Annotated in this window: 21 protein-coding genes and 4 pseudogenes; 13 read left to right on the top strand and 12 right to left on the bottom strand. The window is 70.8% G+C overall.

Going from position 1 to position 26,179, the window contains the following annotated elements; genetic code table 11:
* The first annotated feature begins 89 nt into the window (after positions 1 to 89).
* The 3 genes from OH735_RS32855 to OH735_RS32845 all read left to right on the top strand — a co-directional run bounded on the left by OH735_RS32855 (position 90) and on the right by OH735_RS32845 (position 1,904).
* Entirely contained in the window at positions 90 to 518 is a 429-nt protein-coding gene (locus OH735_RS32855; protein WP_406385286.1) for a hypothetical protein, read from the top strand.
* 85 nt (positions 519 to 603) lie between these two features.
* Positions 604 to 1,254 (top strand): DUF3105 domain-containing protein, encoded by a 651-nt coding sequence (locus OH735_RS32850; RefSeq protein WP_406385285.1) that lies wholly within the window; start codon positions 604 to 606, stop codon positions 1,252 to 1,254.
* On the top strand, positions 1,251 to 1,904 hold the full coding sequence (locus tag OH735_RS32845) for a DUF305 domain-containing protein (RefSeq protein ID WP_406385284.1): 654 nt from the start codon (positions 1,251 to 1,253) through the stop codon (positions 1,902 to 1,904). The genes OH735_RS32850 and OH735_RS32845 overlap by 4 nt, the downstream gene beginning before the upstream one ends.
* Before the next feature lie 169 nt (positions 1,905 to 2,073).
* Here OH735_RS32845 and OH735_RS32840 read toward each other — a convergent pair whose 3' ends face one another.
* Complete coding sequence (locus OH735_RS32840) at positions 2,074 to 2,982, bottom strand: hypothetical protein (protein ID WP_406386979.1); 909 nt, start codon at positions 2,980 to 2,982, stop codon at positions 2,074 to 2,076.
* Positions 2,983 to 3,130: 148 nt separating this feature from the next.
* Positions 3,131 to 3,802: pseudogene (locus OH735_RS32835) on the bottom strand (DUF4838 domain-containing protein); the annotation flags it as partial.
* Here OH735_RS32835 and OH735_RS32830 point away from each other — a divergent pair.
* Positions 3,737 to 4,474 carry a hypothetical protein gene (locus OH735_RS32830; RefSeq protein ID WP_406386978.1) on the top strand — a complete coding sequence of 246 codons (738 nt, stop codon included), beginning with the start codon at positions 3,737 to 3,739 and terminating at the stop codon, positions 4,472 to 4,474. The pseudogene OH735_RS32835 and the gene OH735_RS32830 overlap by 66 nt on opposite strands.
* Here OH735_RS32830 and OH735_RS32825 read toward each other — a convergent pair.
* The 4 genes and pseudogenes from OH735_RS32825 to OH735_RS32810 form a co-directional block, all read right to left on the bottom strand.
* Positions 4,426 to 5,457, bottom strand: a pseudogene (locus OH735_RS32825) (aliphatic sulfonate ABC transporter substrate-binding protein). The gene OH735_RS32830 and the pseudogene OH735_RS32825 overlap by 49 nt on opposite strands.
* Positions 5,454 to 6,236, bottom strand: a complete 783-nt coding sequence (locus OH735_RS32820; RefSeq protein ID WP_406385283.1) for an ABC transporter ATP-binding protein — start codon at positions 6,234 to 6,236, stop codon at positions 5,454 to 5,456. Before OH735_RS32820 ends, OH735_RS32825 begins: the two are co-directional and overlap by 4 nt.
* A 2-nt stretch (positions 6,237 to 6,238) precedes the next feature.
* Positions 6,239 to 7,120 carry an ABC transporter permease gene (locus tag OH735_RS32815; protein ID WP_406385282.1) on the bottom strand — a complete coding sequence of 294 codons (882 nt, stop codon included), beginning with the start codon at positions 7,118 to 7,120 and terminating at the stop codon, positions 6,239 to 6,241.
* Positions 7,117 to 7,431 (bottom strand): annotated as a pseudogene (locus OH735_RS32810) (sulfatase/phosphatase domain-containing protein); the annotation flags it as partial. The gene OH735_RS32815 and the pseudogene OH735_RS32810, both read right to left, overlap by 4 nt.
* A gap of 131 nt (positions 7,432 to 7,562) precedes the next feature.
* Between OH735_RS32810 and OH735_RS32805 the strand changes: the two are divergent.
* The 3 genes from OH735_RS32805 to OH735_RS32795 all read left to right on the top strand — a co-directional run bounded on the left by OH735_RS32805 (position 7,563) and on the right by OH735_RS32795 (position 10,917).
* Positions 7,563 to 8,510: an ROK family protein gene (locus OH735_RS32805; RefSeq protein ID WP_406385281.1), complete on the top strand. Its 948-nt coding sequence runs from the start codon at positions 7,563 to 7,565 to the stop codon at positions 8,508 to 8,510.
* Entirely contained in the window at positions 8,507 to 9,598 is a 1,092-nt protein-coding gene (locus tag OH735_RS32800) for an SUMF1/EgtB/PvdO family nonheme iron enzyme (protein ID WP_406385280.1), read from the top strand. The genes OH735_RS32805 and OH735_RS32800 overlap by 4 nt, the downstream gene beginning before the upstream one ends.
* 71 nt (positions 9,599 to 9,669) lie before the next feature.
* A complete protein-coding gene (locus OH735_RS32795; protein WP_406385279.1) occupies positions 9,670 to 10,917 on the top strand; it encodes an ROK family protein in 1,248 nt (415 codons plus the stop codon).
* A 227-nt stretch (positions 10,918 to 11,144) separates the two neighbouring features.
* On the opposite strand, the gene xylA is transcribed toward OH735_RS32795, so the two are convergent.
* Positions 11,145 to 12,314, bottom strand: coding sequence for a xylose isomerase (gene xylA, locus OH735_RS32790; protein ID WP_406385278.1), 1,170 nt, complete (start codon positions 12,312 to 12,314; stop codon positions 11,145 to 11,147).
* Positions 12,315 to 12,530: 216 nt separating this feature from the next.
* Here xylA and xylB point away from each other — a divergent pair, with 216 nt between their 5' ends.
* From xylB to OH735_RS32770, 4 genes are all read left to right on the top strand, one after another.
* Entirely contained in the window at positions 12,531 to 14,012 is a 1,482-nt protein-coding gene (xylB, locus tag OH735_RS32785; RefSeq protein ID WP_406385277.1) for a xylulokinase, read from the top strand.
* Positions 14,013 to 14,063: 51 nt separating this feature from the next.
* Entirely contained in the window at positions 14,064 to 15,341 is a 1,278-nt protein-coding gene (locus OH735_RS32780; protein WP_406385276.1) for a VWA domain-containing protein, read from the top strand.
* Complete coding sequence (locus OH735_RS32775; protein ID WP_406385275.1) at positions 15,341 to 16,201, top strand: hypothetical protein; 861 nt, start codon at positions 15,341 to 15,343, stop codon at positions 16,199 to 16,201. The genes OH735_RS32780 and OH735_RS32775 overlap by 1 nt, the downstream gene beginning before the upstream one ends.
* 221 nt (positions 16,202 to 16,422) lie before the next feature.
* Positions 16,423 to 17,790: a cytochrome P450 gene (locus OH735_RS32770; protein ID WP_406385274.1), complete on the top strand. Its 1,368-nt coding sequence runs from the start codon at positions 16,423 to 16,425 to the stop codon at positions 17,788 to 17,790.
* Positions 17,791 to 17,863: 73 nt separating this feature from the next.
* On the opposite strand, the gene OH735_RS32765 is transcribed toward OH735_RS32770, so the two are convergent.
* Together OH735_RS32765 and OH735_RS32760 are read right to left on the bottom strand one after the other, a co-directional pair.
* Entirely contained in the window at positions 17,864 to 19,159 is a 1,296-nt protein-coding gene (locus OH735_RS32765; RefSeq protein WP_406385273.1) for a cytochrome P450, read from the bottom strand.
* Positions 19,156 to 20,460, bottom strand: coding sequence for a cytochrome P450 (locus OH735_RS32760; protein ID WP_406385272.1), 1,305 nt, complete (start codon positions 20,458 to 20,460; stop codon positions 19,156 to 19,158). The genes OH735_RS32765 and OH735_RS32760 overlap by 4 nt, the downstream gene beginning before the upstream one ends.
* A 296-nt stretch (positions 20,461 to 20,756) precedes the next feature.
* On the opposite strand from OH735_RS32760, the gene OH735_RS32755 reads away from it, so the two are divergent.
* On the top strand, positions 20,757 to 21,020 hold the full coding sequence (locus OH735_RS32755) for a hypothetical protein (protein WP_406385271.1): 264 nt from the start codon (positions 20,757 to 20,759) through the stop codon (positions 21,018 to 21,020).
* A gap of 323 nt (positions 21,021 to 21,343) precedes the next feature.
* Here OH735_RS32755 and OH735_RS32750 read toward each other — a convergent pair.
* Positions 21,344 to 21,469 (bottom strand): annotated as a pseudogene (locus OH735_RS32750) (transposase); the annotation flags it as partial.
* Between the two features lie 338 nt (positions 21,470 to 21,807).
* Positions 21,808 to 23,895 carry a hypothetical protein gene (locus tag OH735_RS32745; protein ID WP_406385270.1) on the bottom strand — a complete coding sequence of 696 codons (2,088 nt, stop codon included), beginning with the start codon at positions 23,893 to 23,895 and terminating at the stop codon, positions 21,808 to 21,810.
* Between the two features lie 852 nt (positions 23,896 to 24,747).
* On the opposite strand from OH735_RS32745, the gene OH735_RS32740 reads away from it, so the two are divergent.
* A complete protein-coding gene (locus tag OH735_RS32740) occupies positions 24,748 to 25,092 on the top strand; it encodes a hypothetical protein (RefSeq protein ID WP_406385269.1) in 345 nt (114 codons plus the stop codon).
* 156 nt (positions 25,093 to 25,248) lie between these two features.
* On the opposite strand, the gene OH735_RS32735 is transcribed toward OH735_RS32740, so the two are convergent.
* The gene (locus OH735_RS32735; RefSeq protein WP_406385268.1) at positions 25,249 to 26,073 is read right to left on the bottom strand and encodes an SAM-dependent methyltransferase; all 825 of its coding nucleotides are present in this window, start codon (positions 26,071 to 26,073) and stop codon (positions 25,249 to 25,251) included.
* Between the last annotated feature and the right edge of the window lie 106 nt (positions 26,074 to 26,179).

The raw sequence follows: 26,179 nt of genomic DNA, 5'->3' as shown, positions 1-26,179 counted from the left end.
CACGGACCGATCGCGCGAGGGGGCACTTGCACGGCATCCACCCCGTCCACCCCTCATTGAAACTTCACACACCGCGTACGATGGCGGCGATGAACACGCTGAGCGAACGGACGCACCGACGACGGCAGGGCGACCACGCCTCGGCCGTTCTCGGCCTGCTGTTCGTCCTGCTCGCCGTGGTCTCGTGCTGCTCGATCGCGCTGCCGGGTTCGGCCGCGCACCACCAAAGTACCCACACCGCGGCCGTCGACCGGGCCGTGACACCCGCGCACCCCGTGGTCGTACGCACCGTGGTGGCCGACGCCCCGGAGGGCCGGGGCGGGGGCAGTTCCTGCCATGTGACGTCCGACCACGCGACGCCTGTCGTGCTGCCCGGCCAGAACGCACCCGCGGCCCTTCCCGGTGCGACCGTCACGGCCCCGGTCGCCCCGCTCACCGGCGCCGCCGCGATCCGCGGCCCGTCCAATGACGCCGTGCGGGAAGTCGACCATCTCCGTCTGCAGGTTCAACGGATCTAGAGGCAGGGCCCGTTCCTCGGAACACCGAGGACGTTCTCCCCCATGCCCTCAGCTCCATCAGTCGTGTTGAACCGAAGGACATTCCGTGACTTCCGACGAGAAGCAGAACACCGCTGCCGCCGCACGCCGCGCCAAGCTGGAGGAGGCCCGCCGCAAGGAGCGGGCCCGCGAGCGGCGCAACCGGATCATCACTCTCACCGCCTCCGTCGCCGTGGTCGCCGCGCTCGTCGCGGGCGGCGGCTATCTGATGTCGGCCGCAGACGACAAGGATCAGGCCGAGGCCGAGGCCAAGTCCGCGCCCGTACGGGGCGAGCGGACCTGGGACAAGCTCACCCAGGACCATGTCGAGAAGCCGGTCGACTACCCGATGAACCCGCCGGTCGGCGGCGATCACCACCCGGTGTGGATGAACTGCGACGCCGACGTCTACACCAAGGCGATACCGAAGCAGAACGCCGTCCACTCCCTGGAGCACGGCGCGGTCTGGGTCACGTACACGAGCAAGGCGAAGCCTGCCGACATCGAGAAGCTCGGCGAGCGGGTCGGGACGACGCCCTACTCGCTGATGAGCCCGGTCGAGGACCAGGCCGCCCCGCTGATGCTCAGCGCGTGGGGCAAGCAGGTGACGGTGACGAGTGCCACCGACGCGCGCGTGGCGCAGTTCTTCACCAAGTACGTGCAGGGGCCGCAGACCCCGGAGCCGGGCGCGGCCTGCACGGGCGGGGTCGCCCAGTGACGTCCGCGGTCCGCTCCTCGCGCCCGATGGTGGTGGCGGGCGGGGTGGTGCTGCTGCTGGCGCTGGGCCTGGTCGCGCTGATGGTCCTGCGGCCGTCGTCCTCGGCGGGCTCCGCCGCTGCCGCCGCGTCGGCGGGCGCGCCCTCGGACACGTCGGTCGATGCCGGGTTCGCCCGCGACATGTCGATCCACCATCAGCAGGCGGTCGAGATGTCGTTCATCGTGCGGGACCGTACGTCCGACGTGGCGGTGCGCCGGCTCGCGTACGACATCATCAACACCCAGGCCAATCAGCGCGGCATGATGCTCGGCTGGCTGGAGATGTGGGGCCTGGCGAAGTCGTCCGAGGCTCCGCCCATGGCGTGGATGGGGCACACCTTCACGCCGCGCGGCGACGGTTCACTGATGCCGGGCATGGCGACCGACACCGAGCTGGACGCGCTGCGGGCGGCGAAGGGCAGGGACGCCGAGGTGAGGTACCTGAAGCTGATGACGCCGCACCACCGCGCGGGTGCGGAGATGGCGCAGGCAGCGGCTGACGCGGCCGGCACCGAGGAGATCAGGAACCTGGCGGCGGGCATGGTCCGGGGCCAGCAGTCGGAGATCGCGCTCATGGCGGACATGCTCAAGGAGCGCGGTTCGACGGCCTGAGCGCCGGACGTTCCGGCACCCCACGCAGGCCGGTGCGGACGCGTAGGGCACCCGTGCAGCGCTGCGCGGGTGCCCGGTGCGGACGCGTAGGGCACCCGTGCAGCGCTGCGCGGGTGCATGCCCGGCCCGTTCGCGGCGGATTCCTCCGCCGCGAACGGGCCGGCCCCGGTCATGACACGGCGACCTCCACCCGCGCGGGGACCAGCGCGGTCCCGTCCGGCAGCCGGAAGTCCAGCGTGATCCGCTGCGCACCGGTCGCCGCCCGGGCGGTGGCGCGCACCGTCACCCTGGCGGCCGCGCCCCGGGTTCCGTGCACCTTCAGCGTGCCGCTCGCCGGTTCCAGCACCACACCCTCGGGCGCGGTCGCCGCCCAGTGGACGGTGTGACCGGTGAAGTCGACGTCCTGTGCCTCGACATCGAGCGCCGCGGCATCACCGTCCCGTACCAGCGCGAGGAATCCCGGGTCGCCGAATCCGGCGGCGGGACTCGCATAGCTGTCGACGACGTTCTGGCGGATCCTGGCGTCGTCGTACGGCGGCTGCCCGGCCGGACCGTTCCAGCGCCACAAGGCCTGCATGTTGGGCAGGCAGACGCCGTTGAACCGGTTGCGGTGCACGAGCGCCCGGTACTCCCGGCGGGCCGCGTCGACTTCGGCACTGTTCGCCGGTGCCAGACCGATGCGCATGTCGGCCAGCGCGATGTCGATGTTGCGGGTCAGCCGGTCGAGCGCCGTGCGGGCCGCGGCTCCCTTCGCCCGGCCGGTGGCTTCCTGGAGCGCGTCGCGCGCCTGCGTGTAGTTGTCGCTGAGCCGGGCGGCCGCGTGGGTGTCCGGGTCGAGGCCGGTGAGGTCGTAGTAGCGGCGTACGGCGGTGAAGGTCTCCTCGCCGAAGCGAGCCATCAGGTAGCCGTCGAGATACGCTTCGGCGTCCAGGCTGTTGTCCCAGGCCAGCGCGGCAACGAGACTCTGGACGGGTTCGTACGTGATCCAGTCGCCCGGTTCGCTGTACATGCCCATGCCGCCCAGACCGAGCCGGGCCTCGAAGGCGACGTCGCCCGCGATGGTGGCGAACGGACGCACCGGCAGGCTGCGCCAGCGGTAGCGCCGGTTCGACGTCGCCCGCGATGGTGGCGAACGGACGCACCGGCAGGCTGCGCCAGCGGTAGCGCCGGTAGTACTCGTACATCACGAGCGACCCGCGGAATCCGGCCCGCCAGGCGCGCAACGCGTCGGCGAGCCCGGTGTTGGCCTTCACGGCGGGGTCGCCGAGATTCCCGTCGTAGTTACGGGAGTACGGGGCGAAGTCGACGATGACCTCGGGGTCGCACGCGTACTCCGGGTCGGGCGGCCGGACGGTGGACGCGTACGCGATCCGTTCGACCCGGACGCCGGGCAGCTCCTCCCGCAGCACCTGGACGAGCTTGTTGACGACCACCGATTCCGCGTTGGCGGGTTTGCCGTACCGGTCGAGGATCGGCTTCTGGAACGCGCCGACGTCCGGGGGCCAGCAGTCGAAGACGGTGATCTCGGGACGGTCCCGCAGGAAGGTGACGACGCGGTCGATGTAGGCGTCGAGCGCCTCGGGGTTGTAGATGTCGAAGAGCGGCCCGCCTGACTCGTAGTACTGCGGGTAGTCGGCCTTCGGCAGGAAGCTGTCGTAGCCGTGGCCGCCGGTCTCGATGCGGATGCCGCGCTTGGTGGCCTCGCGGGCGAGGACGGTCCGCACTCCGTCGTACGTGGTGACGCCGAGGCCCAGGTAGTCGGTCGGGTAGACGAAGGTGTTGAGCCGGTTCTTCGCCATCCAGTCGAGCAGCGGCGGCAGGCTGGCTTCCGTGTGGCTGAAGCCCTCCTCGGCGTACTGCCGGCGCAGTTGCCAGTCGGGCCGTTCGGTGCGGCGCACGGGCGGGAGGGTGAGGGCCGGGGTGTCGGGGATCTGCTCGGCGTGGCCCTCGTACGCGGGGAAGGACGGGGCGAAGAACCGTACGCCGAGCCGTTCCAGGAGCGCGTAGACGGCGTAGAGCGGGGCCCGGTCGCCGAGCCCGGTCAGGAGCAGGTGGGTGTTGTCGCCGAGCAGGGTGAAGGAGTCCTCGGGGGAGCCGGAGAGTTCCCGGCCCGCGTCGGCGAGCCGGCTCGCGGGGATCGTGGTCTGACCGCCGGTGCCCGGGGCGAGGCTCACCAGGCCGGTGATGCCTTCGGGGACGGTGGTGCCGGGGGCGTGCGCGGCGCGCAGCGGCAGCCGGACACCGGTGATCCGCTGGACGTAGTCCCGCAGTTCGGTGGCGGCGAACCGCGCGCTGCCCTCTCCCCACCACAGGACCGTGGCCCGGGCGCGTCCGCCCGTGACGACACGGAGGGCGGTGGCGGTGGCGGGTACGGCCGCCGCGGCTTCGGCGGCGGTGGTCCAGGGCAGTACGGCTGCACCGGCGAGGCCCGCGGCTCCGGCGAGGAATCCCCGTCGTCTCAGCGCGCTCATGGTGCTCAGGTCGCGGGATGCGTATCCGTCGTCCGTGGCGCTCGGGTCGTTCATGTGTGGTCCGCCTTTCCGGCTGTGGCGTACAGGTCTGCGAGGTAGTAGTCCTTGGCCTTGCCTGCTTCGGGGAGCTTCTTCATCTGGACGAAGACATCGGCGAGTTCGTCGAACCAGCCGTCGACCGTGCCGTCCTTGCTGAGCTTCGTCAGCTCGGCGGACGGGAGGATCCTCACGTACTTCGTGGATCCCTTGAGCTGACCGGCGGGCAGCTTGAGGAAGTCGGCGGCGACGGTCTCCGACTCCTGAGGGTGTGCGGCGATCCAGTCACCGGCCTCCTTGAGGACCTCGGTCACCTTCTTGACGAGTTCCGGGTTTCCGGAGGCCAGCTTCGGCTGGGTGACGAAGACGTTCGGGAAGGTCAGCTTGGGGTAGTAGTCCTGGGTCCGGCTGATCTCCTTGAGATCGGGGACCTTCTTCTTCATCGTGTCGATCAGTGGGTACCAGGTGGCGGCCGCGTCCACCTGGCCGGACGAGAAGGCCGTGACGACGGTCGAGGCGTCCATGGCGACCTTGGTGACGTCGCTCTGCTTCAGGCCGGCCTCGCGCAGCGCCAGGTTGAGGATCATGTCGCCGGAGGTGCCTTCGGCGACGGCGATCTTCTTGCCCTTGAGGTCGGCGGGCTTGTCGATGCCGGAGCCCGGCCGGGCGATGACCCGGTCGGCGAGGCCCAGCATGTTGACGGAGACGATCGAGGCGCGGCCGGAGGCGGGGAGCCAGAGCGCGCCCGGGCCGAGGTAGCCGAAGTCCAGGTTGCCGGAGCCGAGTGCCTGGACCTAGAGCGGGCCGTTGGTGAAGACCTTCAGCTCGGGGGTGATGCCCGCCTTCTTCCACAGGCCCTGCTTCTGGGCGACGGCGAGCGCCGCCGAGCCGCTGTAGTCGGCGATGTAGCCGAAGCGGACCTTGTGGCTGTCACCGCCCGAGGAGCCGGCGGACGAGTCGCCGCCGCATCCGGTGGCTGCGGGGACGAGGGCGAGGGCGAGGAGGAGGCCCGCCGTGCGACGGCCGATGACCCGGGTTTTCTTCACGACGCTGTTCCTTCGAGGGGAGCGGGCTGATGGTGGACGGCATGCCAGACCCGGGCGCGCAGCTCGGCGAACTCGGGCGAGAGGCGGTGTTCCTCGGTGCGCGGGTAGGGCAGCGTGACGGGGATGATCGTGTGGATGCGGCCCGGACGGGCGGCCATCACGACGACCCGGTTGGCGAGGAAGACCGCCTCGTCGACATCGTGGGTGATGAACATGACGGTGCGCCGGTCGCGGCTCCAGGTGTCGAGCAGGGATTCCTGCATCCGGACCCGGGTCAGTGAGTCGAGGGCGCCGAAGGGTTCGTCCATGAGGAGGACCTTCGGGTCGACGGCGTAGGCGCGGGCGATGGCGCAGCGCTGCTTCATGCCGCCGGAGAGTGTCTTGGGCAGGGCGTCGGCGAAGTCGGTGAGGCCGACGAGTTCGATGACCTCGCGGGCGCGGCGGCGGCGTTCGGCCTTGCCGACTCCGGCGACCTTCAGTCCGTACTCGACGTTGGCGGCGACGGTCATCCAGGGGAAGAGCGCGTACTGCTGGAAGATGACGCCGCGTTCGGGGGCCGGTCCGCGGACGGGGACACCGTCGACGGTGACGTCGCCGTCGGTCGCGTCCAGGAGACCGGCCGCGATGTTCATCAGGGTGCTCTTGCCGCAGCCGGACGGGCCGACGACGGTGACGAACTCGCCGTCCTCGATGTCGAGTCCCACCCGGTCCAGGGCCAGGAACTCGCCGTCCTTGACGGCGAAGCCCCTTGATACGTCATGGAAGTTGATGGTGGGCATGGTTACCGCCGTTCCTGCCAGTGGGTGAGCCGGCGCTCGGCCCGGAGCAGCAGCCGGTCCATGGCGAGGCCGATCGCGCCGATCGCGATGAGCTGGACGAAGATGGTCGGCAGGTCGTAGAAGAGCTGTGCCTGCTGCATGCGGCGGCCCAGTCCGTCCTGGGCCGCGATGAGTTCGGCCGCGACAACGGTCGCCCAGGAGGCGCCGAGGCCGATCCGCATGCCGACCAGGATGAACGGCGTGGACGCGGGGACGACGACGCCGAGGAAGACCTGTGGGTCGCGCGCGCCGAGCACCCTGGCCGCGTTGACGAGGGTGACGTCGACCGCGACGACGCCCTGGAAGGTGGAGACGACGGACGACAGGAACGAGGCCAGGAAGATGACGAAGATCTTCGGGGTCTCGTCGATGCCCATGAGGACGATGGCGAGCGGGATGATCGCGAGCGGCGGCACCATGCGGAAGAACTGCAGCCAGGGTTCGATCAGCCGGCGGACGACCGGGTACCAGCCCATCAGGAAGCCGACCGGGATCGCGAGGGCGACACCGAGGACATAGCCGATGAGCACGCGCTTCAGGCTGGCGCCCGCGTCGGCGAAGAGTGTGCCGTCGCCGATGAGGGTGAGGGCCCGGCGGGCCACTTCGACGGGCCCCGGAAAGCCGTCGGTGCCACTGTTGGCGAGGACGAACCAGGCGGCCAGGCCGAGCGCGGCGGAGGCGAGGCCGAGCAGCACGGAACCCAGCCGGCCCGTGGTACGGGCCTTCTTCTTCGGGTACTTCGCCGATTTCGGGGTCTTCACCGGTGCGGCCGTGGGCGGTTGGTCCGCCGGTTCGTCCGCCGGTTCGTCCGCCGGGGCGGGGCCGGACATCAGTTTCTGTCTCATGCGACTTCCTCCGCGACTCCGTCGACGTCCGCCGCACGATCGCCGCCGATGTCCGCCATGTAGCTCATCCAGGTGTAGGCCGGGTCGCCGCGGCGCAGCAGCTCGCGGTAGAGCCGCACGGTGAGGTCGCGCCGGACGCCGGCGTAGGCGGGTGCCTCGTACACGTTGTGCAGTTCGTGCGGGTCGGTCTCCAGGTCGTACAGCTCGTGCACGCTCTCCGGGTTGTGCACCAGCTTGTGGCGCCGGTCGCGGAGCATGCGCTGGGAGTAGGGGAAGTGGTGGCCGTGGAATTCGGCGACGATCTCGTCGCGGGTCTTCCCGACGGACGTCTCGGACGTCTCGGCGGTCCCGGCGGTCCTGGACCTCTCGGCGGCCCCGGCGTTCTCGGCGGTCCCGGCGTTCTCGCTGGTCAGCAGGTCTGCGCAGGGCCAATGAAGCCGCCGTGCTCGGTGAACTGCGCAGGTCGGGCGCGCTGAGCCGCGGCGAGCTCAAGGCAAGGGTCGGGCTCTCCCGCACCACCCTGTTCGCGATCGTCTCCGATCTGCTGGAACGCAAGGCCGTCGTCGAACAGCCCGCCCCCGACCCCGAGCATCCGCGCGGCCGGGGCAGGCCCGCCCTGGAGATCGCGCTCAACGCGCGCGGCGCCGAACTGATCGGCATCGACCTCCAGCGCCACCGGATCCATGTGGTCGTCGCCAACTGCGCCCATGACATCGTCGGCCGGTACAGCGTCCCCGTCCCGGCGGACAGCGGCGCCGCCGAACGGGCCGCGCAGGCCATCGCCGCCGTGGACGAGCTGGTACGGCGCGAGAACATCAGCCTCGCTCCGGTCGAGGGCATCGGCCTCGGGCTCCCCGGATTCGTCCAGAATCCGGCCTCCGGCGACCCGCGCAACATGACACCTTTCGCCAGCCATGTCGCCGCCGAACTCGGCCGGCACTTCGACGCCCCCGTGCTCACCGACAACAACTCCAGGCTCGCCGCGCTCGCGGAGGTCACCTGGGGTGCGGCCCGCGGCCTCGACAACACCGTCTATCTGGGGTGGTCCCAGGGGGTCGGCGGGGGGCTCGTCGTCAACGGCCTGCTGGTGCGCGGCGCCCACGGCGCGGCCGGCGAGATCGGCCACACCAGTTGCGATCCGGAAGGCAAGCCCTGCCACTGCGGTGGCCGCGGCTGTCTGGAGGGCCTCATCAGCGTTCCCGCTCTGCTCGCGGCCTGTGCCGACCGGGGCGTGGTGGTCGAGGACGCCGAGGAGATGGTCGCGCTCGGCGGGGTGGCCCTGCTCCTGCGTACCACCGGCCAGGAACTGGCCGGGCTGCTCGACGACAGACCTGTACCCGGCGACGCCACCGAAGACGGCTCGCCTCTCGTCACCGGAGTGACACGATGAGCGCATGCTGCGGACCGTCCCGAGCGGACGCGACGGTTGCGGCCGCCGCCCCGGCGGACTCCTCGCTCGCCGCCCCGCCGTCGGACGGCTCGCTCCGCCCTCCCCCGGCGGAGGCCTCTCTCTGCCCTCCCCCGGCGGGGGTCTCGCCCTGTCCTCCCCCGGCGGAAGTCTCGCCCTGTCCTCCGCCGGCGGATTTCGCCGTTCCTGTGCGCCGGTCGGCCGACGTCCTTCGAGGCATGGTGGCCATCCCGGGTGGCCCGTTCCTGATGGGCGGCGCGGACGAGGACGGGTTCGCGGCAGACGGTGAGGGGCCCGTACGGGAGGTCATCGTCGGCCCGTTCCACATCGACGCGACGTGTGTGACCAATGCCCAGTTCGCCGTGTTCGTGAAGGCCACCGGCTACCGCACCGAGGCCGAACTCATCGGCTGGTCCTATGTGTTCGGCTCCTTCGTGCCCCCGCAGGCACGACACGCGGTGCTGCCCGGCATCGTCCCCGGTGCCCCCTGGTGGCGGGCGGTGAGCGGTGCGTACTGGCGGGCGCCCGAGGGGCCGGGGACCTCGATCGGTGACCGCCGCAATCACCCCGTGGTCCACATGTCGTGGCACGACGCGACGGCCTACGCCCGATGGGCCGGCAAGCGGCTGCCCACCGAGGCCGAGTGGGAGAAGGCGGCCCGTGGCGGACTGGTCCGGGCCCGCTTTCCGTGGGGCGACGAGCTCACGCCCAGGGGCAGGCACCGCTGCAACATCTGGCAGGGCGACTTCCCCGTGCGCAACACGGGCGAGGACGGCTTCCTCTCCACCGCCCCTGTCAACTCCTACCCGCCGGGCGGCTTCGGCCTGTACAACACCTCGGGCAATGTGTGGGAGTGGTGCGCCGACCGGTTCAGCGCCGACTGGCACGTCGCCGACCGCCCGCAGACCCGCGTCGATCCCGTCGGGCCGCCGGTCGGCGAGAACCGGGTACTGCGCGGCGGCTCCTACCTCTGCCACAGCTCCTACTGCACCCGCTACCGGGTCGCCGCCCGCACCTCCAACACCCCCGACAGCACGACGGGCCATGGCGGATTCCGCTGCGCGCTCTGAGCGGGCCGGGGACATCGCGGAAGGGATCGCACCGGGAGTCGCACAGGGGATCGCATAGGCTCGGATCCAATATGAAGAGCAACCTCGCACCGCTGGGGCCCAAGGCCGACAAGGACACCGTGCGCCGGAGCAACCTCAGCCTCGTGCTGCGGGCCGTCCGCGACGAGGCCGAGGGCGAAGCGACCAGGGCCGGGGTTGCCGCGCGGGTGGGTCTGACCCGGGCCGCGGTGTCCTCGCTCGTCGAGCAGCTCCTCGACATCGGGTTCCTCACCGAGTCCGGCAAGACGTTCAGCGGGCAGGCGGGCCGCCCCGGGACCGCGCTCAAGGTAACGCGCACGGGGCCCGCCGGGCTCGGCGTCGAGGTCAACATCGACTACGTGTCGGTGTGCGTCGTCGATCTGGCGGGCACCGGCCGGGTGCGGCTCACCGAGCACCTGGACAACCGCGGCGCACCGCCCGCGGAGGTGCTGGCGCGGGCGGCCGGGATCGCGGCGCGCACCCTGGAGTCGGCCCGCGAGCAGGAACTCTTCCCGGTCGGGGTGACGCTCGCGCTTCCCGGTCTGGTCTCCGGCGGCGCCGTGCGCCAGGCACCCAACCTGGGCTGGAACCAGGTTCCGGCCGGGGAGCTCTTCGCCGCGTCGCTCGCCGCCGAACGCCCCGGTCGCGCGGCGCTGCCGGTGAGTTCGGAGAACGAGGCCAATCTGGCGGCGCTGGCCGAACTCTGGTTCGGCGGGCTCGGCCCGATCCGCAGTTTCCTCTATCTGACGGGTGAGATCGGGGTCGGCGGCGCCCTGGTCATCGACGGTGAACTGCTGCGCGGGGCGCACGGGTTCGCCGGGGAGATCGGGCATGTGGTGGCCGACGCGGAGGGGCCGGCGTGCCGGTGCGGATCGCGTGGCTGCCTGGAGCAGTACGCGGGACAGGGGGCGCTGCTGCGGGCCGCCGGGATCGAGGAGCCCGGCAGCGGTGCCGGGGTGGCCGAGCTGGAGCGGCGCGTTGGGGCCGGGGACGATCGGGCGGTGGCCGCTGTCGCGGAGGCCGGCCGGATGCTGGGGCGGGTGCTGTCGGGGGCGGTGAACCTGCTCGACCCGGACGCGGTGGTGCTCGGCGGGATCTACCGGAACCTGATGCCGTGGCTGTCACCGCCGGCCGACGAGGAGCTGACCGGCCGCGTGGTGTCCGGGCTCTGGTCCCCGGGGAGCGGCCGGCTGCGCGCCTCGTCCGTCGCGGGTGACGCCGCGCGGGGCGCCGCGGCGCTGGTGATGACGGCGGTACTGGCCGACCCGGTAACGTACGCGGGCGGCCGGGCGGCCTCCTGAACCACGCGAACGCGGGCGGCCGGGTCGTCTGCTGAACCACGCACACACGGGCAGCCGGGTCGTCTGCTGAACCACGCACACACGGGCAGCCGAGCCCGCCTGCCAAACCACGCACACACGGGCAGCCGGGCCCGCCTGCCGAACCACGCGAACGGGTGCGGGCCGGACACCCGGTCCGGTCCGGTGTCCGGCCCGCGCCCCTGGCCGTGCGTCGCTGCGGGCCGGGGTCAGCGGACCCCGAGCAGGTGGTCCATCGCCAGCTGGTCCAGGACCTCGAACGCCATCCCTCGTTCCGCTGCCGCGTCAACGTCGAACTCCTCGAACGCCGACCGGTCGGCCAGCAGTCCGGCCACGCCGTCCGCGGCGGTCGGGCGGGCCAGCTCGTCGAGCCGGGACGTGCGCAGTGCCTCCTGCACGGCGGGGTCGGCGCGGAAGGCGGCGGCGCGCTCCTTGAGGATCAGGTAGTTGCGCATGCAGCCCGCGGCCGAGGCCCACACACCGTCGTAGTCCTCGGTCCGCGGCGGCTTGAAGTCGAAGTGCCGCGGCCCCGCGTAACCGGCCGTCTCCAGCAGGTCGACGAGCCAGAACGCCTGGCGCAGGTCACCCGCGCCGAAGCGCAGGTCCTGGTCGTACTTGATGCCGGACTGGCCGTTCAGGTCGATGTGGAAGAGCTTGCCCGCCCAGAGCGCCTGCGCGATGCCGTGCGGGAAGTTGAGCCCGGCCATCTGCTCGTGCCCGGTCTCGGGGTTGACGCCGACCAGTTCCGGGCGTTCGAGGCGCTCGATGAAGGCGAGGGCGTGACCGATGGTCGGCAGCAGGATGTCGCCGCGCGGCTCGTTCGGCTTGGGCTCGATGGCGAACTTCAGGTCGTACCCCTGCTCCGTGACGTAGTCGCCGAGCAGATCGAAGGCTTCCTTCATGCGGTCGAGGGCGACCCGGATGTCCTTGGCGGCGCCGGACTCGGAGCCCTCGCGGCCGCCCCAGGCCACATAGGTGGTGGCGCCGAGCTCGACGGCGAGGTCGATGTTGCGCAGGGTCTTGCGCAGGGCGTAGCGGCGTACGTCCCGGTCGTTGGCGGTGAACGCGCCGTCCTTGAACACCGGGTGGGTGAAGAGGTTCGTCGTCGCCATGGGGACGACGAGTCCGGCCGCGTCCAACGCCTGCCGGAACCGCTTCACGATGCCTTCGCGCTCGGTGTCCGTCGAGCCGAACGGGATCAGGTCGTCGTCGTGGAATGTCACACCGTACGCACCGAGCTCCGCGAGCCGCCGCACGGAGTCGACAGGGTCGATCGCGGTCCGGGTCGCATCGCCGAAGGGGTCGCGCCCCTGCCAGCCCACCGTCCACAGTCCGAAGGTGAACTTGTCCTCGGGGGTGGGCGTGAAGCGTTCCGTCATCGTCTGGCCGCCTTCAGTGCTGTCGGGTTCCATGACCGGTCGAGGTGGCCGAACCCTATTTGTTTACTGTCATGACTAATCATGCACGCGGGCACCTCGGGCACGTAACCCCCCGTCGGCGGAAATTGGCGGCGATCACTGTTCCCGGCGGACACGATCGCGTAATTTGTTAACCGCACGATCAAATAGATGTGGCGCACAGGAATGAGGTCACCCATGCCGCCGCGTACCGTCGTCATCGGAGTGGACAGCTCCACCCAGTCCACCAAAGCCGCCTTCGTCGACGCCAAAACCGGCCGGCTGCTGGCCGTCGGCCGCGCACCCCATGTCGTCACCGGCGACGCGGGCGCCCGCGAGAGCGACCCGGAGGTGTGGTGGCAGGCGCTGCGGGACGCCGTCGCCGCCGGGCTGAAGGAGTCCGGCGTCGCCGCCTGTGCGGTGGCCGGCATCGCGGTCGCCGGGCAGCAGCACGGGCTGGTCGTCCTCGACCGGGCGGGACGTCCGCTGCGCCCGGCGATGCTGTGGAACGACACCCGCTCCGCGCCGCAGGCCGCCGCCCTCACCGCGGCACTGGGCGGGGCCACGGCCTGGACCGCGCGGACCGGTTCGGTGCCGGTGGCCTCCCTCACCGCGTCGAAGTGGCAGTGGCTGCGGGAGCACGAACCGGCGAACGCCGCCGCGGCCGCGGCCGTCCGCCTCCCCCACGACTTCCTGACCGAACGCCTCGCCGGCGCCGCCGTGACCGACCCCGGTGACGCCTCGGGCACCGGCTGGTACTCCACGGCAATCGGTGCGTACGATCCCGAGCTGCTCGAACTCCTCGGCCTGGACGCCGCGTTGCTGCCCGAAGTGGCCGAGACCGGGGCGACGCGCGTCGGCTCGCTCATCGATGCGGCGGCCGACGCGCTCGGCCTGCCCGCCGCAATCGCCGTGGCCGCGGGCACCGGGGACAACATGAGCGCCGCCGTCGGCCTCGGACTGGGCGGCGCCGGACTGCTGGACCACCCCGTGCTCAGCCTCGGCACCTCGGGAACGGTCTTCGCCGCGTCCCGGACCCGGCCCGCGTCGACGGCGCTGTCCGGCTTCGCCGCGGCGGACGGTACGTACCTCCCGCTGGCCTGCACCCTCAACTGCACGCTCGCCGTGGACAAGGTCGCCGCGCTGCTCGGCCTGGACCGCGACGACGCGGCGCCCGGCGGCGAGGCGGTGTTCCTCCCCTACCTCGACGGCGAACGCACCCCCGATCTCCCGAACGCCTCCGGCCTCCTCACCGGGCTCCGGCACGACACCACCCCGCGGCAACTCCTCGGCGCCGCCTACGAAGGCGCGGTCGTCACCGTGCTGCGCGCCCTCGACGAACTCCTGTCGGCCTGCGGCCTCGACCCGACCGGCCCCGAGGTGGCCGCCCGGCCGCTGCGCCTGGTCGGCGGCGGCGCCCAGGGACGCACCTGGGTGGAGACCGTGCGGCGGCTCTCCGGCCGGCCGGTGATCGTGCCCGGCGGCGGCGAACTGGTGGCCCTGGGCGCGGCCGCACTGGCCGCCGCGGCGGCGACGGGCGGGGACCCGGTCGCGATCGCCACCGGCTGGAGGACCGAGGAGGATGTCCAACTACCCGCCATCGAGCGGGACTCGGCCACCTGGGAGCGGGTCGGCTCGGTGCTGGAGCGGGCCGCGGGCCCTTTGCTGGGCGGCGCCTGACATCCCCGCACCGGTTTGGGGAAGCGAAGCGATCTTCACTAGTATCCGGCGATGATCATAAGAAGAAGGCTGACGGTCGGGGTGGGCATCCTGCTCGCCACCCTGACCGCCGGGCTCGGTTCGGCACTCCCCGCCGCAGCCGATGAAACCCCCACCAAAGCCTCCCCCAAGGTCGAGCTCGTGCTCGACGTCAGTGGCTCCATGCGGACCCGCGACATCGACGGCCAGTCCAGGATGGCCGCGGCGAAGCAGGCGTTCAACGAGGTCCTGGACGCGGTGCCCGAGCAGGTGGAGCTCGGCATCCGGACGCTCGGCGCCGACTACCCGGGCGATGACCGGAAGGTCGGCTGCAAGGACACCAAGCAGCTCTACCCGGTCGGCCCACTGGACCGCACCGAGGCGAAGACCGCCGTCGCCACCTTGGCCCCCACCGGCTGGACCCCGATCGGCCCGGCCCTGCTGGGCGCCGCCGACGACCTCGAAGGCGGCGACTCCACCCGCCGGATCGTGCTGATCAGCGACGGCGAGGACACCTGCGGCCCGCTGGATCCGTGCGAGGTGGCACGTGACATCGCGGCCCGCGGTATCCATCTCGTCATCGACACGCTGGGTCTGGTACCGAACGCGAAGATCCGCGAGCAGCTGACCTGCATCGCCGAAGCCACCGGCGGCACCTACACCGCCGTCCAGCACGCCGATGAACTCTCCAGCCGCGTCAAGCAGTTGGTCGACCGGGCCGCCGAGCCCGTCGTCACGCCCGTGGCGACCGAGGGCGCGAACAGCTGCTCCACGGCTCCCCAGCTCAAGCCGGGCCTGTACACCGACCGCGAGAAGTTCGGCGAGCACCGCTGGTACCGGGTGGACGTGCTGCCCGGCCAGGAGCTGCGCGCCTCCGTCAGCGTCTTCGCCGACCGCGCCGTGAACAACGACTACGGGGTACTGCTGCGAGCGGTGACCGTGCACGGCCGGGAAATCGTCCGGGGCTCGGAGTCGGGCACCGGCCGCACCGACGCGATCTCCTCCGGCCTGCGCTACCCGAAGGCCGAGCAGGACGGCACGGACAGCGGCGACAAGCCCGCCGCCGAGACCGTGTGCCTCCAGGTCAGCAACTCCTACTCGGCCCCCGCCTCGGTGAAGACCACGCCGGGCATGCCCGTCGAGCTGACCGTGGACCTGGTGGACGCCCCGGACGACGCGGCCGATGTCGCCGCGTTCGGTCTCGGCCGCGGCTGGTGGCTGCTCGGCGTACTGGTTCTCACCGGACTGGTCGCGGGACTGCTGACCGGCTGGATCTCGCGCTGGCGCATCGCCGTCTGGAGGACCAACTGATGACGCGTACGAGACGTGTACTCGCGGGTGCACTGCTGACCGGCCTCGCCCTGCTGACCTCGGCGGGCGCCGCCTCGGCGGACGACCCGTCGGCGAGCCCGAGCCCGAGCGCCTCCGACGGCGCGTCCGGCCCCACCGAGGCCGGCACCACCTTCCGTACGGCGACGGCGATCCAGCAGAACCAGCGCGCCACCGCCGGGGCGTCCACGGGTGACTACCTGTACTGGGTGTTCCCCGCCGACGCGGGCCAACGCGCCACCGTCAAGGCGCAGATCACGCTGCCGGAGAGCGCCGCTTGGCACGGCGCGTCGACCTGGCAGGTCGATGTGTACGACGGGCTGCGGCGCCGACAGGCCTGCATGTACGGCCGCCAGACCGGGAAGGCGGCCCCCGACGCGTCGACGGTCGAGCTGACCTGCGTACTGCGGACCGTCCGCGCCTGGTCCGAGCCGTGGGCCAACGACCCGCTGCCGGGCAGTTATTACGTACGACTCACGGTCGTCGACCTGCCCTCGGCGGACCTCGGTCTGCCGGTACGGACCGAGGTCGAGGTCACGTCGGTCGACAAGGGCGGTGCCGGGGACGTCGACGGCATGCTCGCCCAGCCGCTGGTCCCCGGTGCGTCCTCGGTCGAGCAGGCCGCCGACGCATCGGACGCCTCGGCCACGGGTGACGACAACACGGCGCCGGCCAAGGTGGCACTCGGCAGCGAGCCGGAGGACGGCTGGGCATCCGGCTGGTGGACCGACCGCTGGCTGTGGACGGTCGGCGGCGGAGTCCTCGGGGCACTCGCAGCCGTCTTCGGCTACTCCCTCACACGCGGCACCGGCCGCCCCTCCCGGGTCCCGCCCGGCGTCTGACCCGCACACCGCGGGACGGGTTCCGGACCACGGCCCACCGCACCGCCGGGCGGGTTCCGGACCCGTCCGGCGGTGCCGGGCGCCTCCCGGCGTGACAGCCGCTACCCTCGACAACTCACGTACCGCACAAGGCCGATGAAACTTTTTCCACGCCGTGCGGTACAGCTGACGTCAGGTCGCCGCGCACCGATGCGGTGCGCCACAAGGGAGCGGAGACTTTCATGTCCACGGAGACCGGCGAGGCCGTAGCTGCCGAGCCGCGCGGCCACAGGATCGTGCCGGGCCCGAAGGGGCTGCCCTTCCTCGGGAACATGCGCCAGTTCGCGAAGAACCCCCTCGCCTTCTTCGAGCGGCTGCGCGCGCACGGAGACATGGTCGGCTGGCGATTCGGCCCCCACTCATGTGTGTACATAGCCGATCCGGAGTGCATCGGCGAGCTGCTCACCGAGACGGAACGCACCTTCGACCAGCCGGCGCTCGGCATCGCGTTCCGCACGGTGATGGGCAACGGCGTGGTGGTCGCCCGGGGCGCGGACTGGCGTCGGAAGCGGTCGCTGGTGCAGCCTTCCGTGCGCCCCAAGCAGGTGCGGTCGTACGCGGCGACGATGGCGGGCAGCGCGGTGGAGCTGGCGGACACCTGGTCCGGCGGCGAACGCATCGACATCAAGCGGGAGATGGCGGCGCTCACGCAGAGGATCGCGGTCCGTACGATCTTCGGCGTCGACACCCCCGCCGACGCGGATGCGATGGGCCGGGCCATGGATGTGGCGCAGCAGGAGATCGGCAAGGAGTTCGCCGGTATCGGCGCGCTCTTGCCGGACCGGGTGCCGACACCGGGCCGGGCCAGGATCAGGAAGGCCGCCGCGGTCATCGACGCCGAGGTGGGCCGGGTCGTCGCCCGTCACCGCGACGGCGGGGACGATCGCCCCGACCTGCTGAGCCGGCTGCTGACCGCGGTCGACGAGACGGGCGCGCACCTCACGGACCAGGAGATCCGCGACGAGACGGTCACGCTGTACATCGGCGGGCACGAGACGACGAGCTCCACTTTGGTGTGGGCCTGGTATCTGCTGTCCCGCAATCCGCGGGTGCGCGCCGCGCTCACCGAGGAGCTGGACCGGGTACTCGGTGACCGGGAGCCGGAGTTCGAGGACTATGCCCGGCTGACGTACACCCAGTCGGTGGTCAAGGAGACGCTGCGTCTCTACCCGACGATCTGGCTGGTCACCGGCGTCGCCAAGGAGGGTGCGCGGATCGGCGGTGTCCCGATACCGGAGGGCACGAGGGTGTGGACCAGTCAGTGGGCGACGCACCGTGACGAACGGTGGTTTCCCGAGCCGGAGGAGTTCCGCCCCGAGCGCTGGGACCCGGAGCAGGGCGACGACATCGAGGAGTACGCCTGGTTCCCGTTCGGCGGCGGCCCCCGGGTCTGCCTCGGCACCCGGTTCGCGATGGTCGAGGCCGTACTGATCCTGGCCGTCCTGGCACGCCGGTTCGAACTGGACGTGGACCCGGGCACGATCAACCCCGTACCGACACTGACGCTGCAACCGGACCGCGAGGTGATGGCGACGGTCCGGGCGCGGTAGCGGTGGCCGGGGCGCTGGGCTGACGGGCGGGCGACCGTCCGCCCCAAAGAGGCCTGGGGAGCCCGCGGTACTCTCAGCCCACCCGCACCGTCCCCACGCCCTCCCCCGCCGCCCCGTGCAGCAAAACCGGGAAGCACTCCAAGTCGTTCTGCGTCATCACCGGCAGTTTGCGGAGCTCCTTGTCCGGCACAGCGAGCAACAGCCGGGGAAAGCGCCCGAACAGTGCGGGAAGGGCGATGCCCGCCTCCACCCGCGATAGTGCGGCCCCGGGGCAGATGTGCGGGCCGTGCCCGAAGGCCATGTGCCGGATCGGGGCCGGCCGGGTGATGTCGAAGGCATCGGCGTCCGGTCCGTGCTGCTCGACGTCACGGCCGATGACCCGGTAGGAGATGACCACGCCCTCCCCCTTGGCGATCACCTCGTCGCCGACCTGGATGTCCTCGGTGGCGAACCGCATCAGAAGATGGGTGGTGGGAGTGTCCCAGCGCAGCGTCTCCTCGATCACTGTCTCCCACGAGATCTCGCCGTCGAGGACCTTGCGCAGCTGATCGGGGTGGGCGAGCAGGGCCCGTACCGCGTTGAGGATCAGCCCGATGGTGGTCTCGTGCCCGGCCGCAACCATCGCCTTGAGATTGCCGACCACCTCTTCTTCGGTGAGCGGGTCCCCGCCTTCCTCGGCGAGGATGAGCGCACTGGTGAGATCGTCCTTCGGCCGTGCCGTCCTCTCACGGACGAGCGCGGCGTAGAAGACGTCCAACTCGGCCAGCAGCGCCATCCGTTCGTCGTGCGGAGTGAGCATCGAGAAGAAGGCCTTGTAACTCTTCGTCAGCATGGCGTGCTCGGCTTCGTCCACGCCCATCAGCATGCCGACCACGCGCATCGGCAGCGGCTGCGCGAACACGGACTTGAGGTCGACCACACCGTTCTTGCCCTGATCGGCCAGAGCGTCCAGCAGCTCCTCGGTGAACCTCTCGATGTCCGGCCGTATCGCTTCGAGCCGACGTGGCGTGAGGGCCTGGGAGGTCTTCGTGCGCAGCCGCCGGTGCTCCGCGCCGTCCACGGTGAACATCGAACGCCCGGCGTCGATCATGCCGATCAGCGGCCAGGCATGCGTCACCGCTCCGCTCTGCCAGAGCCCCCAGGCGTCGAGGTCCTTCACCAGACGGGTGTCGACGAGCAGCTGGCGGGCTTCGGCGTGCCGGGTGACGGTCCAGGCCGGTACGCCGAGCAGCTCGATCCTCGCGAGCGGTCCTGCGTCGCGCAGCCGCGCCGTCTCACCGTCCAGGTCCTGCACCATGGGGTCGATGACGACGGTCCCGCCGACCCAGGCGGAATCGGCCTGCTGGGCAGCGGCGTGAGGGCAGTTCAAGAGACATCTCCTGTCGTACGTACGGGGGTGAACAGGACCGGCAGTGATTCCATCCCCCGCAGGAAGGCGGACTGCCGCCGCACAAGCATCTCCTCGGGAACCGCCAGGGCGAGATCGGGCAGCCGGTCCAGGAGCACCTCGATTCCGGTACGGGCGGTGATCTCGGCGATTTCCTGAGCGGGGAACGGGCAGCGGTACTCCCCGTGGCTGAACGCAAGGTGCGCACTGTTGCCGCTCTGGCCGGAGGGGTGGCCGGTGGAGAGATGCTGCCGCACATGCGGATCGGAGTTGGCCGCTCCCAGGCCGAGAAGCAGCATGTCTCCGGCCTTGATGTCCCGGCCGGCGAGCCGGGTGTCCCGGGCCGCCCAGCGGCCGGCGAGGATCGGGGTCGGACTCTCCTCCCAGAGAACCTCGTTCATCGTCTCGCCGATGCTGTGCCGGCCGCCGAAGAGGGAGTCGGCGAACTGGTCATCGGTGAGCATCAGCCGCAGGGAGTTACTGATCCAGTCTGCTGTGGGCAGATGCCCGGCAGCCGTGACGGCCATCAGGTCGAGGGCGTACTCCTCATCGGTGAACGGCTCGTGATGGGCCATCATCCGCGTGGTCACGTCGTTCCCGGGAACCGCCCGCTTGGCCGCCACCAGCCGCTGCATGTGCTCCCCGAACCGCGCATACGCGCTCTGCGCCCCGGGACCGCCGTCGGCCAGCTCCTTCAGCACCCGGGCGATGTCCGCGCCTTCCGCGTCCGGGAAGCCGATGAGCCTGGCGAGGACCAGCACGGGCAGTGGCTCGGCGAACTCGGCGACCAGTTCGGCGCTTCCGCGTGTGCAGAGATCATCGATGAGCCGGTCGGCCAACTCCTCGCAGTGGCGACGGATTTCGAACGGATCCGCCCCCTCCAGGGCCGGCCCCACCATCTCGGCGTGGCGGCGGTGCTCGGCGCCCGCGGTGAAGTAGATCGACGGCATGGGTCGCCCGACCATCGGGAGCAGCGGCCAGTCCTCGGGAATGTGCTCCCATTGGTTCCATAACCCGACGTCCCGGGGGAACAACTGGCCGTCGCTGGTGACCTGGTGGAGTTCCCGGTAGCCAATGACCAGCCAGGCCGGAAACCCTCCGGGAAGCTCGACGGGCACCACGGGTCCATGGTCGCGCCGCATGGTGCGGTAGAGGACCTGGGGGTCGGTGTGGAACTCGGGGCCGCTGAGCGGCACTGCGGCCGGGCCGTGCCCCATGGCACAGCCCCCGCCGGTTGCGTCGGGCTCGGGCGGCGCAGGCACGGCGGAAGAGGGGCGCGTCATCGAACTGACTCCTGTGGCGGCGGTTTGGCGTTACGGACCCACGGTCAACGCGGGACCACTATAGGGATGTCCCGTGAAGCTTTAGCTGCCGATCACGACCGTACCTGCCACTTTTATGACAACAAGAGGCGGACAGTGGCGCATGTTTGATCACAAGAGGGGTGAACTCCCCTGCCCATCCCGTCCGTTGACATTCACCTGAGCGATGGAAGCCGCTGAGCTTCGGCCTCCACAGAACCGACAACCGGACCCGGATCTGGCAGGAGGACAAGCTCCTGCGCTGGTCCACCGGCGGTATGCGGCAGAGCCTGGAACGCGGCGCGGACGAACAGTTCTTCGGCGGGGGCGAGCAGAACGGCAGCTTCTCCCACCGTGACAAGACGGTGTACGTCGCCAAAAACACCAACTGGAACGAGGGCGGCTACAACAACTCCCAGCCCAACGACGGTTACGGCTGCGGTTACAAGAACCTGCCGGAGACCGCCAAGGGGTTCCAGGACCACAACGCCCAGCTGGGCCTGTGGACCAGAACGGCCTCGACAAGCTCGGCGAGCAGGTGAAGGCGGGCCAGCGGGTCGCGAAGCTGGACGTCCTCGCCCGGCCGTATTCCCTCTGTCCCACTGAAGCCTGAGACCGTTCGGACGTCAGGGGCGCGAGAATCCGGAGCGGCGCAGGGCCTGGTCCAGTGACCAGAATGCCTTGTCGATGGCGTGGCGGGGAAAGGTCGCGGTACGTGGGGTGCCGGTAAGAACGCTGTCAGCGATCCTGCTGGCTTATTCGGGGTCATACGGCGAGGGAGAGGTCGAGCCGGGCGAGGTGGCTGACGCGGGTGCGGTCCAAAGGATGCCCGTTCCACCAGGCGTCGAGGCGTATGAGGTTGAGTGTTCCGCAGCGTCTCGGTATTCACTCCGAGGTCGATGGCGACCGACTTGATCGTCGCTCCCGGACGCGACCGGTACAACGCGACCGCATCCGCCTTGAACTCGGCGGGGTAGTGCTTCATCCCCACAGGGACTCCGTTCTCCTGGACCATCACGATCCAAGTCTCTCCGGTGTCCAAAACCCGGGGTCAGGGCCCGTAGGACCGTCACCAGAGCCAGCCGGCCCGGTGACCAACCAGGCCGCCCCCGCGCCCCGAACGTCTCGGCGAACTCGGCATCGGTCCCGCGAGCGGGCGCGAGCCGTCACCCTGCCCTTCCGCTGCCCGCCTCCGCGATACTTCTTCGAGACCGTCGGTCCGGTGCCAGGTGCATGGACAAGCCCCTCGCACGATGTCCGCCGGCGCGTTCGGCGGCTTCGCCGAGGGCGGCGTCACCCGGACCGCTGCGGCCCTGACCGCGTGCGGCGTCACCGCCGCCGCTTGCCGCCCCTGCCCCTGCCCTTGCCGCCGGCGCCCGGCCGGCGCCGCTGATGGCTGCGGCCGAGACGCACGACCGGCTGCCGCCGGGCCTGCTCGGCGACCGCCCTCAGGTCTGCCAGGCCCGCCCGGTCGGGGTGACCGGATCCGAGAGCGGCCTCAAGAGCCTTATGGGCAGAGAGTTCCTGGCCTCCCAGGATTGTGAGGAAGCCTTCGGGGCCCGCCGTCTCCAGGAGCTGGAGCAGACTCTCGGCGACCATGAGGAGGCTCTCGGGCTCGGTGAGGTCCTCGGCACCGAGGACCTCCCGGCGTACCAGGACACTCAGGACGGTGGGGGCGAGGAGCGGGTCGCCGCGCAGGCCGCGCAGCATGGCCTCGCCATCCGGGTACGCCTCGACGAGAGCGTCGAGCATGGCTTCGGCGCGGGTGCGGAACGGGCAGGTGCGCACCGCGTCGGTCAGCTTCTCCAGCGCCTCGGCAGGGCCCTCCTGGGCGGCGGTCCAGGCAGCGAGTTCGGTGCGGGCGGCGTCCGGGTCGTAGTGCTCTGCGATGACACCGAGGAGACCGGCGGCGGAGGCGTGGGCGAGTTCACCGATGAGCGGGGCATCGCGCCCCTCGGCAAGCAGCCGACGGCGTACGGAGTCGTGACCGAGGGCGGTGAGACGGATCAACTCGACGGGTCCGCCGACCAGTTCCGCCCGCTGTTCCTCACGCCTCTCTTCGGCCTCCTCGCTCTCCCCCTGTCCACCGGCGACGGCACCGAAGAGCTCGGCGAGCTCCGGCGGCATCCCGGCGGGCGGCAGCGCGTGCTCCTCGAGCGGTATGTCGAGGAAGACCGGGTCGGCCATGCCCTCGTGCCGCTTGATCGCACCCAGGTCCTCCAGCGCGTCCAGTACGGTGCGCAGATCACGGTCCGCGTGTCCGAGCTCCATCTGCCAGGCATAGCGCCCGGTCAGGTCGTACTCGGCGCGATAGCGCAGGTGCAGCGAGTCGCGCAGCCGGGGCCAGGGCATGGCGTGCGGCAGGCTGTAGAGGGCATTGAGGACATCCTGCACGGCGTCCTCGAAGCTGTCGAAGAGCATCGACTCGACGTGTCGGCCGCTGCGGGCGCCCAGGAGCGGCCCGCGCAGCTCGGAGAAGGTCTCGAAGGCGTGCCGCCACAGCCCGAGCGGGTCTTTCATCAGGGGCTGCGCCTTGGCGACCGCGTACAGGCGCCCCTTGGCCACCCGTACCAGCCGCGCCTTCTTCGCCCACTCGACCGCAAGCGCCAGGCGCGGCAGCTGCGTGGAGGAGCGCACCGTTTCCACCGCGTCGTCTGTCCCCAGCTCGGCGACGAGGGCTCGCGCGTCTGCCATGCGCAGGCTGCCCGACGCGGTGAGCACGCGCCCCTCACGGCCCGCCCAGTCGGCGATCCCTCGCAGCCACCGCAGCGCGCGGGACGTGTCGGCGCGTGCGCGCAGCTCCTTCTCCCCGGGCAGCAGGACCGGCAGCTGCGGTTCGGCGCGTGTCACGGCTGCCGGGCCGCGCGTCAGATGGTTCCGCACCACCTGGTCCAGTACGTCTCGGTCGTACGGCACCTTGTCTCGCTGAGCTTGCTCCACGAAGTGCTCGAGCGCCGCCGGATCCTGGATGTCGACGCCTTGCTCGGCTGCGGTGACCGCCCAGAACTTCACCATTCCCCAGCGGCCGCGGTCAGCCATGGCGGGGACGTACCGCGGTACGAGGGTCTCGATCGCAGCAAGGTTTTCGGCCTGCGAGGCCCCGCGCGGGTCGCTGAGGCCCATCGCGTCGAGGTAGCGCAGCAGGACCGCGAGCGTGCCGGGCGCATCCGCCGGCTCTTCGCCGGGCAACACGGTGACCGTGCGCGGCAGCCAGTCCAGCAGATACTCCTCGATGTGCCGGGGTTCCCACAGGCCGAGCCGCCCGTCGCAGGTACCTCGATGGCGATAATCGAGCGCTGCCTCGACGACGAAGGGGTCCATGCTCTCGCCCCGCTCGCGGGCCCACTGCCCCATGCGGTGGATCAGCAGCGAACGCGCTGCCTCGTATTCCTCGGTCTCCTCAGGCGCGAAGAACATCCGCATCACACCGGCCCTGCCTGTCCTGTCGTACGGCCGCGGTCGCAGAGCATGCCGGCGACCTTCGGGCCCGGCGGAGATCGCGGTTCCACGGGACCGGGCGATCACTATTGAACCGTAATCGGTCCACCGGCGACGGCAGCGGCGGACGAGGTCGGACGCGATGATTCGGTCACGGTTGGCAACGGGTCCCCGTCGGGCTCGGGACGCTGCAAATTGTCGGGCAGCGGGGCGCGAGCCGGGCCGGCTCGACCCGCTGCGTGTCCTCGTCGTCGTGCACAACGTGACCGCCGCGACGCGACTGCTCGATGTGCTACCTCTGTTCGACGACGATTGGCGTGTCCAGCAGACGTGCACGGGATCCTCGGCGTTCGCGGCCGGTACCGCCGAGTTTCCTTGCCGATACCGGAATTCCGGTCCTGTCGTGGGAGCAGGCTGTCGAGACAGCGGCGGACCTGGTCGTCCCGGCCAGTTTCGGCGTCCAACTACACCTGCTTTCGGGAAAGTTGCCCGTCCACTCACACGGCGTCGGATACGCTGAAAGGCTGGCAACACCGAACACCGGATCGGGGGCGGAGCCTGCGTCCGTCTTCGGGATGGCTCCGGAGCGGCTGCTGTCACGGGGTGCTCCTGTCGCGGACGCGCTCGTCCTCTCCCATCCCGAGCAGTACGAACGGTTGCGCATCGCCTGTCCCTGGACGGCACCTACCGCCGTACTCGCCGGGGACCCCTGCTTCGACCGGATACTCGCCGCCCGGCCCTGTCGCGAGCGCTTCCGCCGTGCACTGGGTGTGCGGACCGGTCAGCAACTGATCCTGCTCAATTCGACCTGGAATTCCGAGTCGCTCTTCGGTGACGCCGCTCCCACTGCCCGATCACGAGGCCGGGACAACCACCGCCCGCCTGCACGTCCTGTCGCGGGTCCTCGGACAGGGTGAGGTTGCGGTCAGTCGCCGGCCGGGGCCGCGGGCGTCGGTGGGTTCGGTCGACGACTGGGAGCTGCATGTCGCCGTGCACGAGGACACCCGTGACGTGGACCAGTTGGATCTGGCCGATGTCATCGTCCGGATGGAGCACCCGACGATCCGCGTCCCCGTCGATCTGGACCGCCGAGGTGCTCCGGCGCTATCAGGGCTGTTCCCTTGCCGCCTATGTGACCGGACCAAATGTCAGGGGCCGTCCACGGACCGTCCCTGACGCCTGTCCCCCGCCCCTACGACTTGCGGGAAATCGCTCCCTGGTGCGACCGCGGTACGAGCGTCCATGTACCGACGCCCGCCGCGTACGAGGCGGTCCCCCGGACGACCGCACGGACAACCGGGGAGCCGGCAGCCGCCGACAGCCCGCTGAGCGTCACTCCTTGACGCCGATTCCGCCGAAGGCGTCGACATCCGCGGACACGGTCGCGCTGTCGGCGTCGGGCCGCCACTCACTGAGCCGGACGAAGCCGGGGTCGAGGATCCGCAACCCGTCGAAGAGCGTAACGATCTCGCCGGGCTCGCGGACGTAGTACGGCACCGCGCCGCTCTCCATGTACGCCTTCTCCGCGGCGATCATGCCCTCGCTCGTACGCGTGCCGTCGTACAGCACGAGGTGGCTGCCCGCCGGCAGGCCCGCCATCAGCTTGCCCACCACCTCACGGGCCCCCTCGAAGTCGCCCGCGTGGCCGAGTATGCCGAGCAGCATCAGGGCCACCGGCCGGTCGAAGTCGAGCGTCTTCGCGGCCTCGGCGAGAATGATCTCCGGCTGGTAAAGGTCGGCATCGATGTAGTCGGTGACCCCTTCGGGTGTGCTGGTGAGCAGGGCACGGGCGTGCGCCAGCACGAGCGGGTCGTTGTCCACGTACACGATGCGCGCCTCGGGGGCGATGCGCTGCGCCACCTGATGGGTGTTGTCCGCGGTGGGCAGCCCGGTCCCGATGTCGAGGAACTGCCGGATACCCCGCTCCTCCACCAGATGACTCACCGAACGCCGAAGAAACTGCCGCCCCGCCACCGCCACGTCGACGAGGCCCGGAAAGAGCTTCCTGATCTGGTCACCGACCTCACGGTCGACCTCGTAGTTGTCCTTGCCGCCCACGAAGTAGTTCCAGAAACGGGCGGAATGAGGCCGGGTGGTATCGATCCGCTCCGACACCGGCGTGGCGGGAGGGGTGACGGACGACTGCTGCTCACTCATGGAGACCTCCGAACGCGAAAGCGATCAAACTATGGCCTCAACCTACCTGGACGTCAGGGTAATTACGCTCCGTGTACGTCACCGCGCAGGCATCGCCACGATCCGA

The sequence above is a fragment of the Streptomyces sp. NBC_01618 genome (assembly GCF_045209435.1).
Classification (GTDB): domain Bacteria; phylum Actinomycetota; class Actinomycetes; order Streptomycetales; family Streptomycetaceae; genus Streptomyces.
The sequence above is the reverse complement of the archived record's forward strand: the minus strand, read 5'-3'. Positions and strand labels throughout refer to the sequence as shown.

What these genes read in the sequence shown, in the direction of transcription:
- OH735_RS32735 (WP_406385268.1), bottom strand. Translation starts at nt 26,073, where the DNA reads ATGAGTGAGCAGCAGTCGTCCGTCACCCCTCCCGCCACGCCGGTGTCG.
- OH735_RS32800 (WP_406385280.1), top strand. Translation starts at nt 8,507, where the DNA reads ATGAGCGCATGCTGCGGACCGTCCCGAGCGGACGCGACGGTTGCGGCC.
- OH735_RS32815 (WP_406385282.1), bottom strand. Translation starts at nt 7,120, where the DNA reads ATGAGACAGAAACTGATGTCCGGCCCCGCCCCGGCGGACGAACCGGCG.
- OH735_RS32770 (WP_406385274.1), top strand. Translation starts at nt 16,423, where the DNA reads ATGTCCACGGAGACCGGCGAGGCCGTAGCTGCCGAGCCGCGCGGCCAC.
- xylB (WP_406385277.1), top strand. Translation starts at nt 12,531, where the DNA reads ATGCCGCCGCGTACCGTCGTCATCGGAGTGGACAGCTCCACCCAGTCC.
- OH735_RS32775 (WP_406385275.1), top strand. Translation starts at nt 15,341, where the DNA reads ATGACGCGTACGAGACGTGTACTCGCGGGTGCACTGCTGACCGGCCTC.
- xylA (WP_406385278.1), bottom strand. Translation starts at nt 12,314, where the DNA reads ATGACGGAACGCTTCACGCCCACCCCCGAGGACAAGTTCACCTTCGGA.
- OH735_RS32755 (WP_406385271.1), top strand. Translation starts at nt 20,757, where the DNA reads ATGCGGCAGAGCCTGGAACGCGGCGCGGACGAACAGTTCTTCGGCGGG.
- OH735_RS32760 (WP_406385272.1), bottom strand. Translation starts at nt 20,460, where the DNA reads ATGACGCGCCCCTCTTCCGCCGTGCCTGCGCCGCCCGAGCCCGACGCA.
- OH735_RS32820 (WP_406385283.1), bottom strand. Translation starts at nt 6,236, where the DNA reads ATGCCCACCATCAACTTCCATGACGTATCAAGGGGCTTCGCCGTCAAG.
- OH735_RS32855 (WP_406385286.1), top strand. Translation starts at nt 90, where the DNA reads ATGAACACGCTGAGCGAACGGACGCACCGACGACGGCAGGGCGACCAC.
- OH735_RS32780 (WP_406385276.1), top strand. Translation starts at nt 14,064, where the DNA reads ATGATCATAAGAAGAAGGCTGACGGTCGGGGTGGGCATCCTGCTCGCC.
- OH735_RS32745 (WP_406385270.1), bottom strand. Translation starts at nt 23,895, where the DNA reads ATGTTCTTCGCGCCTGAGGAGACCGAGGAATACGAGGCAGCGCGTTCG.
- OH735_RS32795 (WP_406385279.1), top strand. Translation starts at nt 9,670, where the DNA reads ATGAAGAGCAACCTCGCACCGCTGGGGCCCAAGGCCGACAAGGACACC.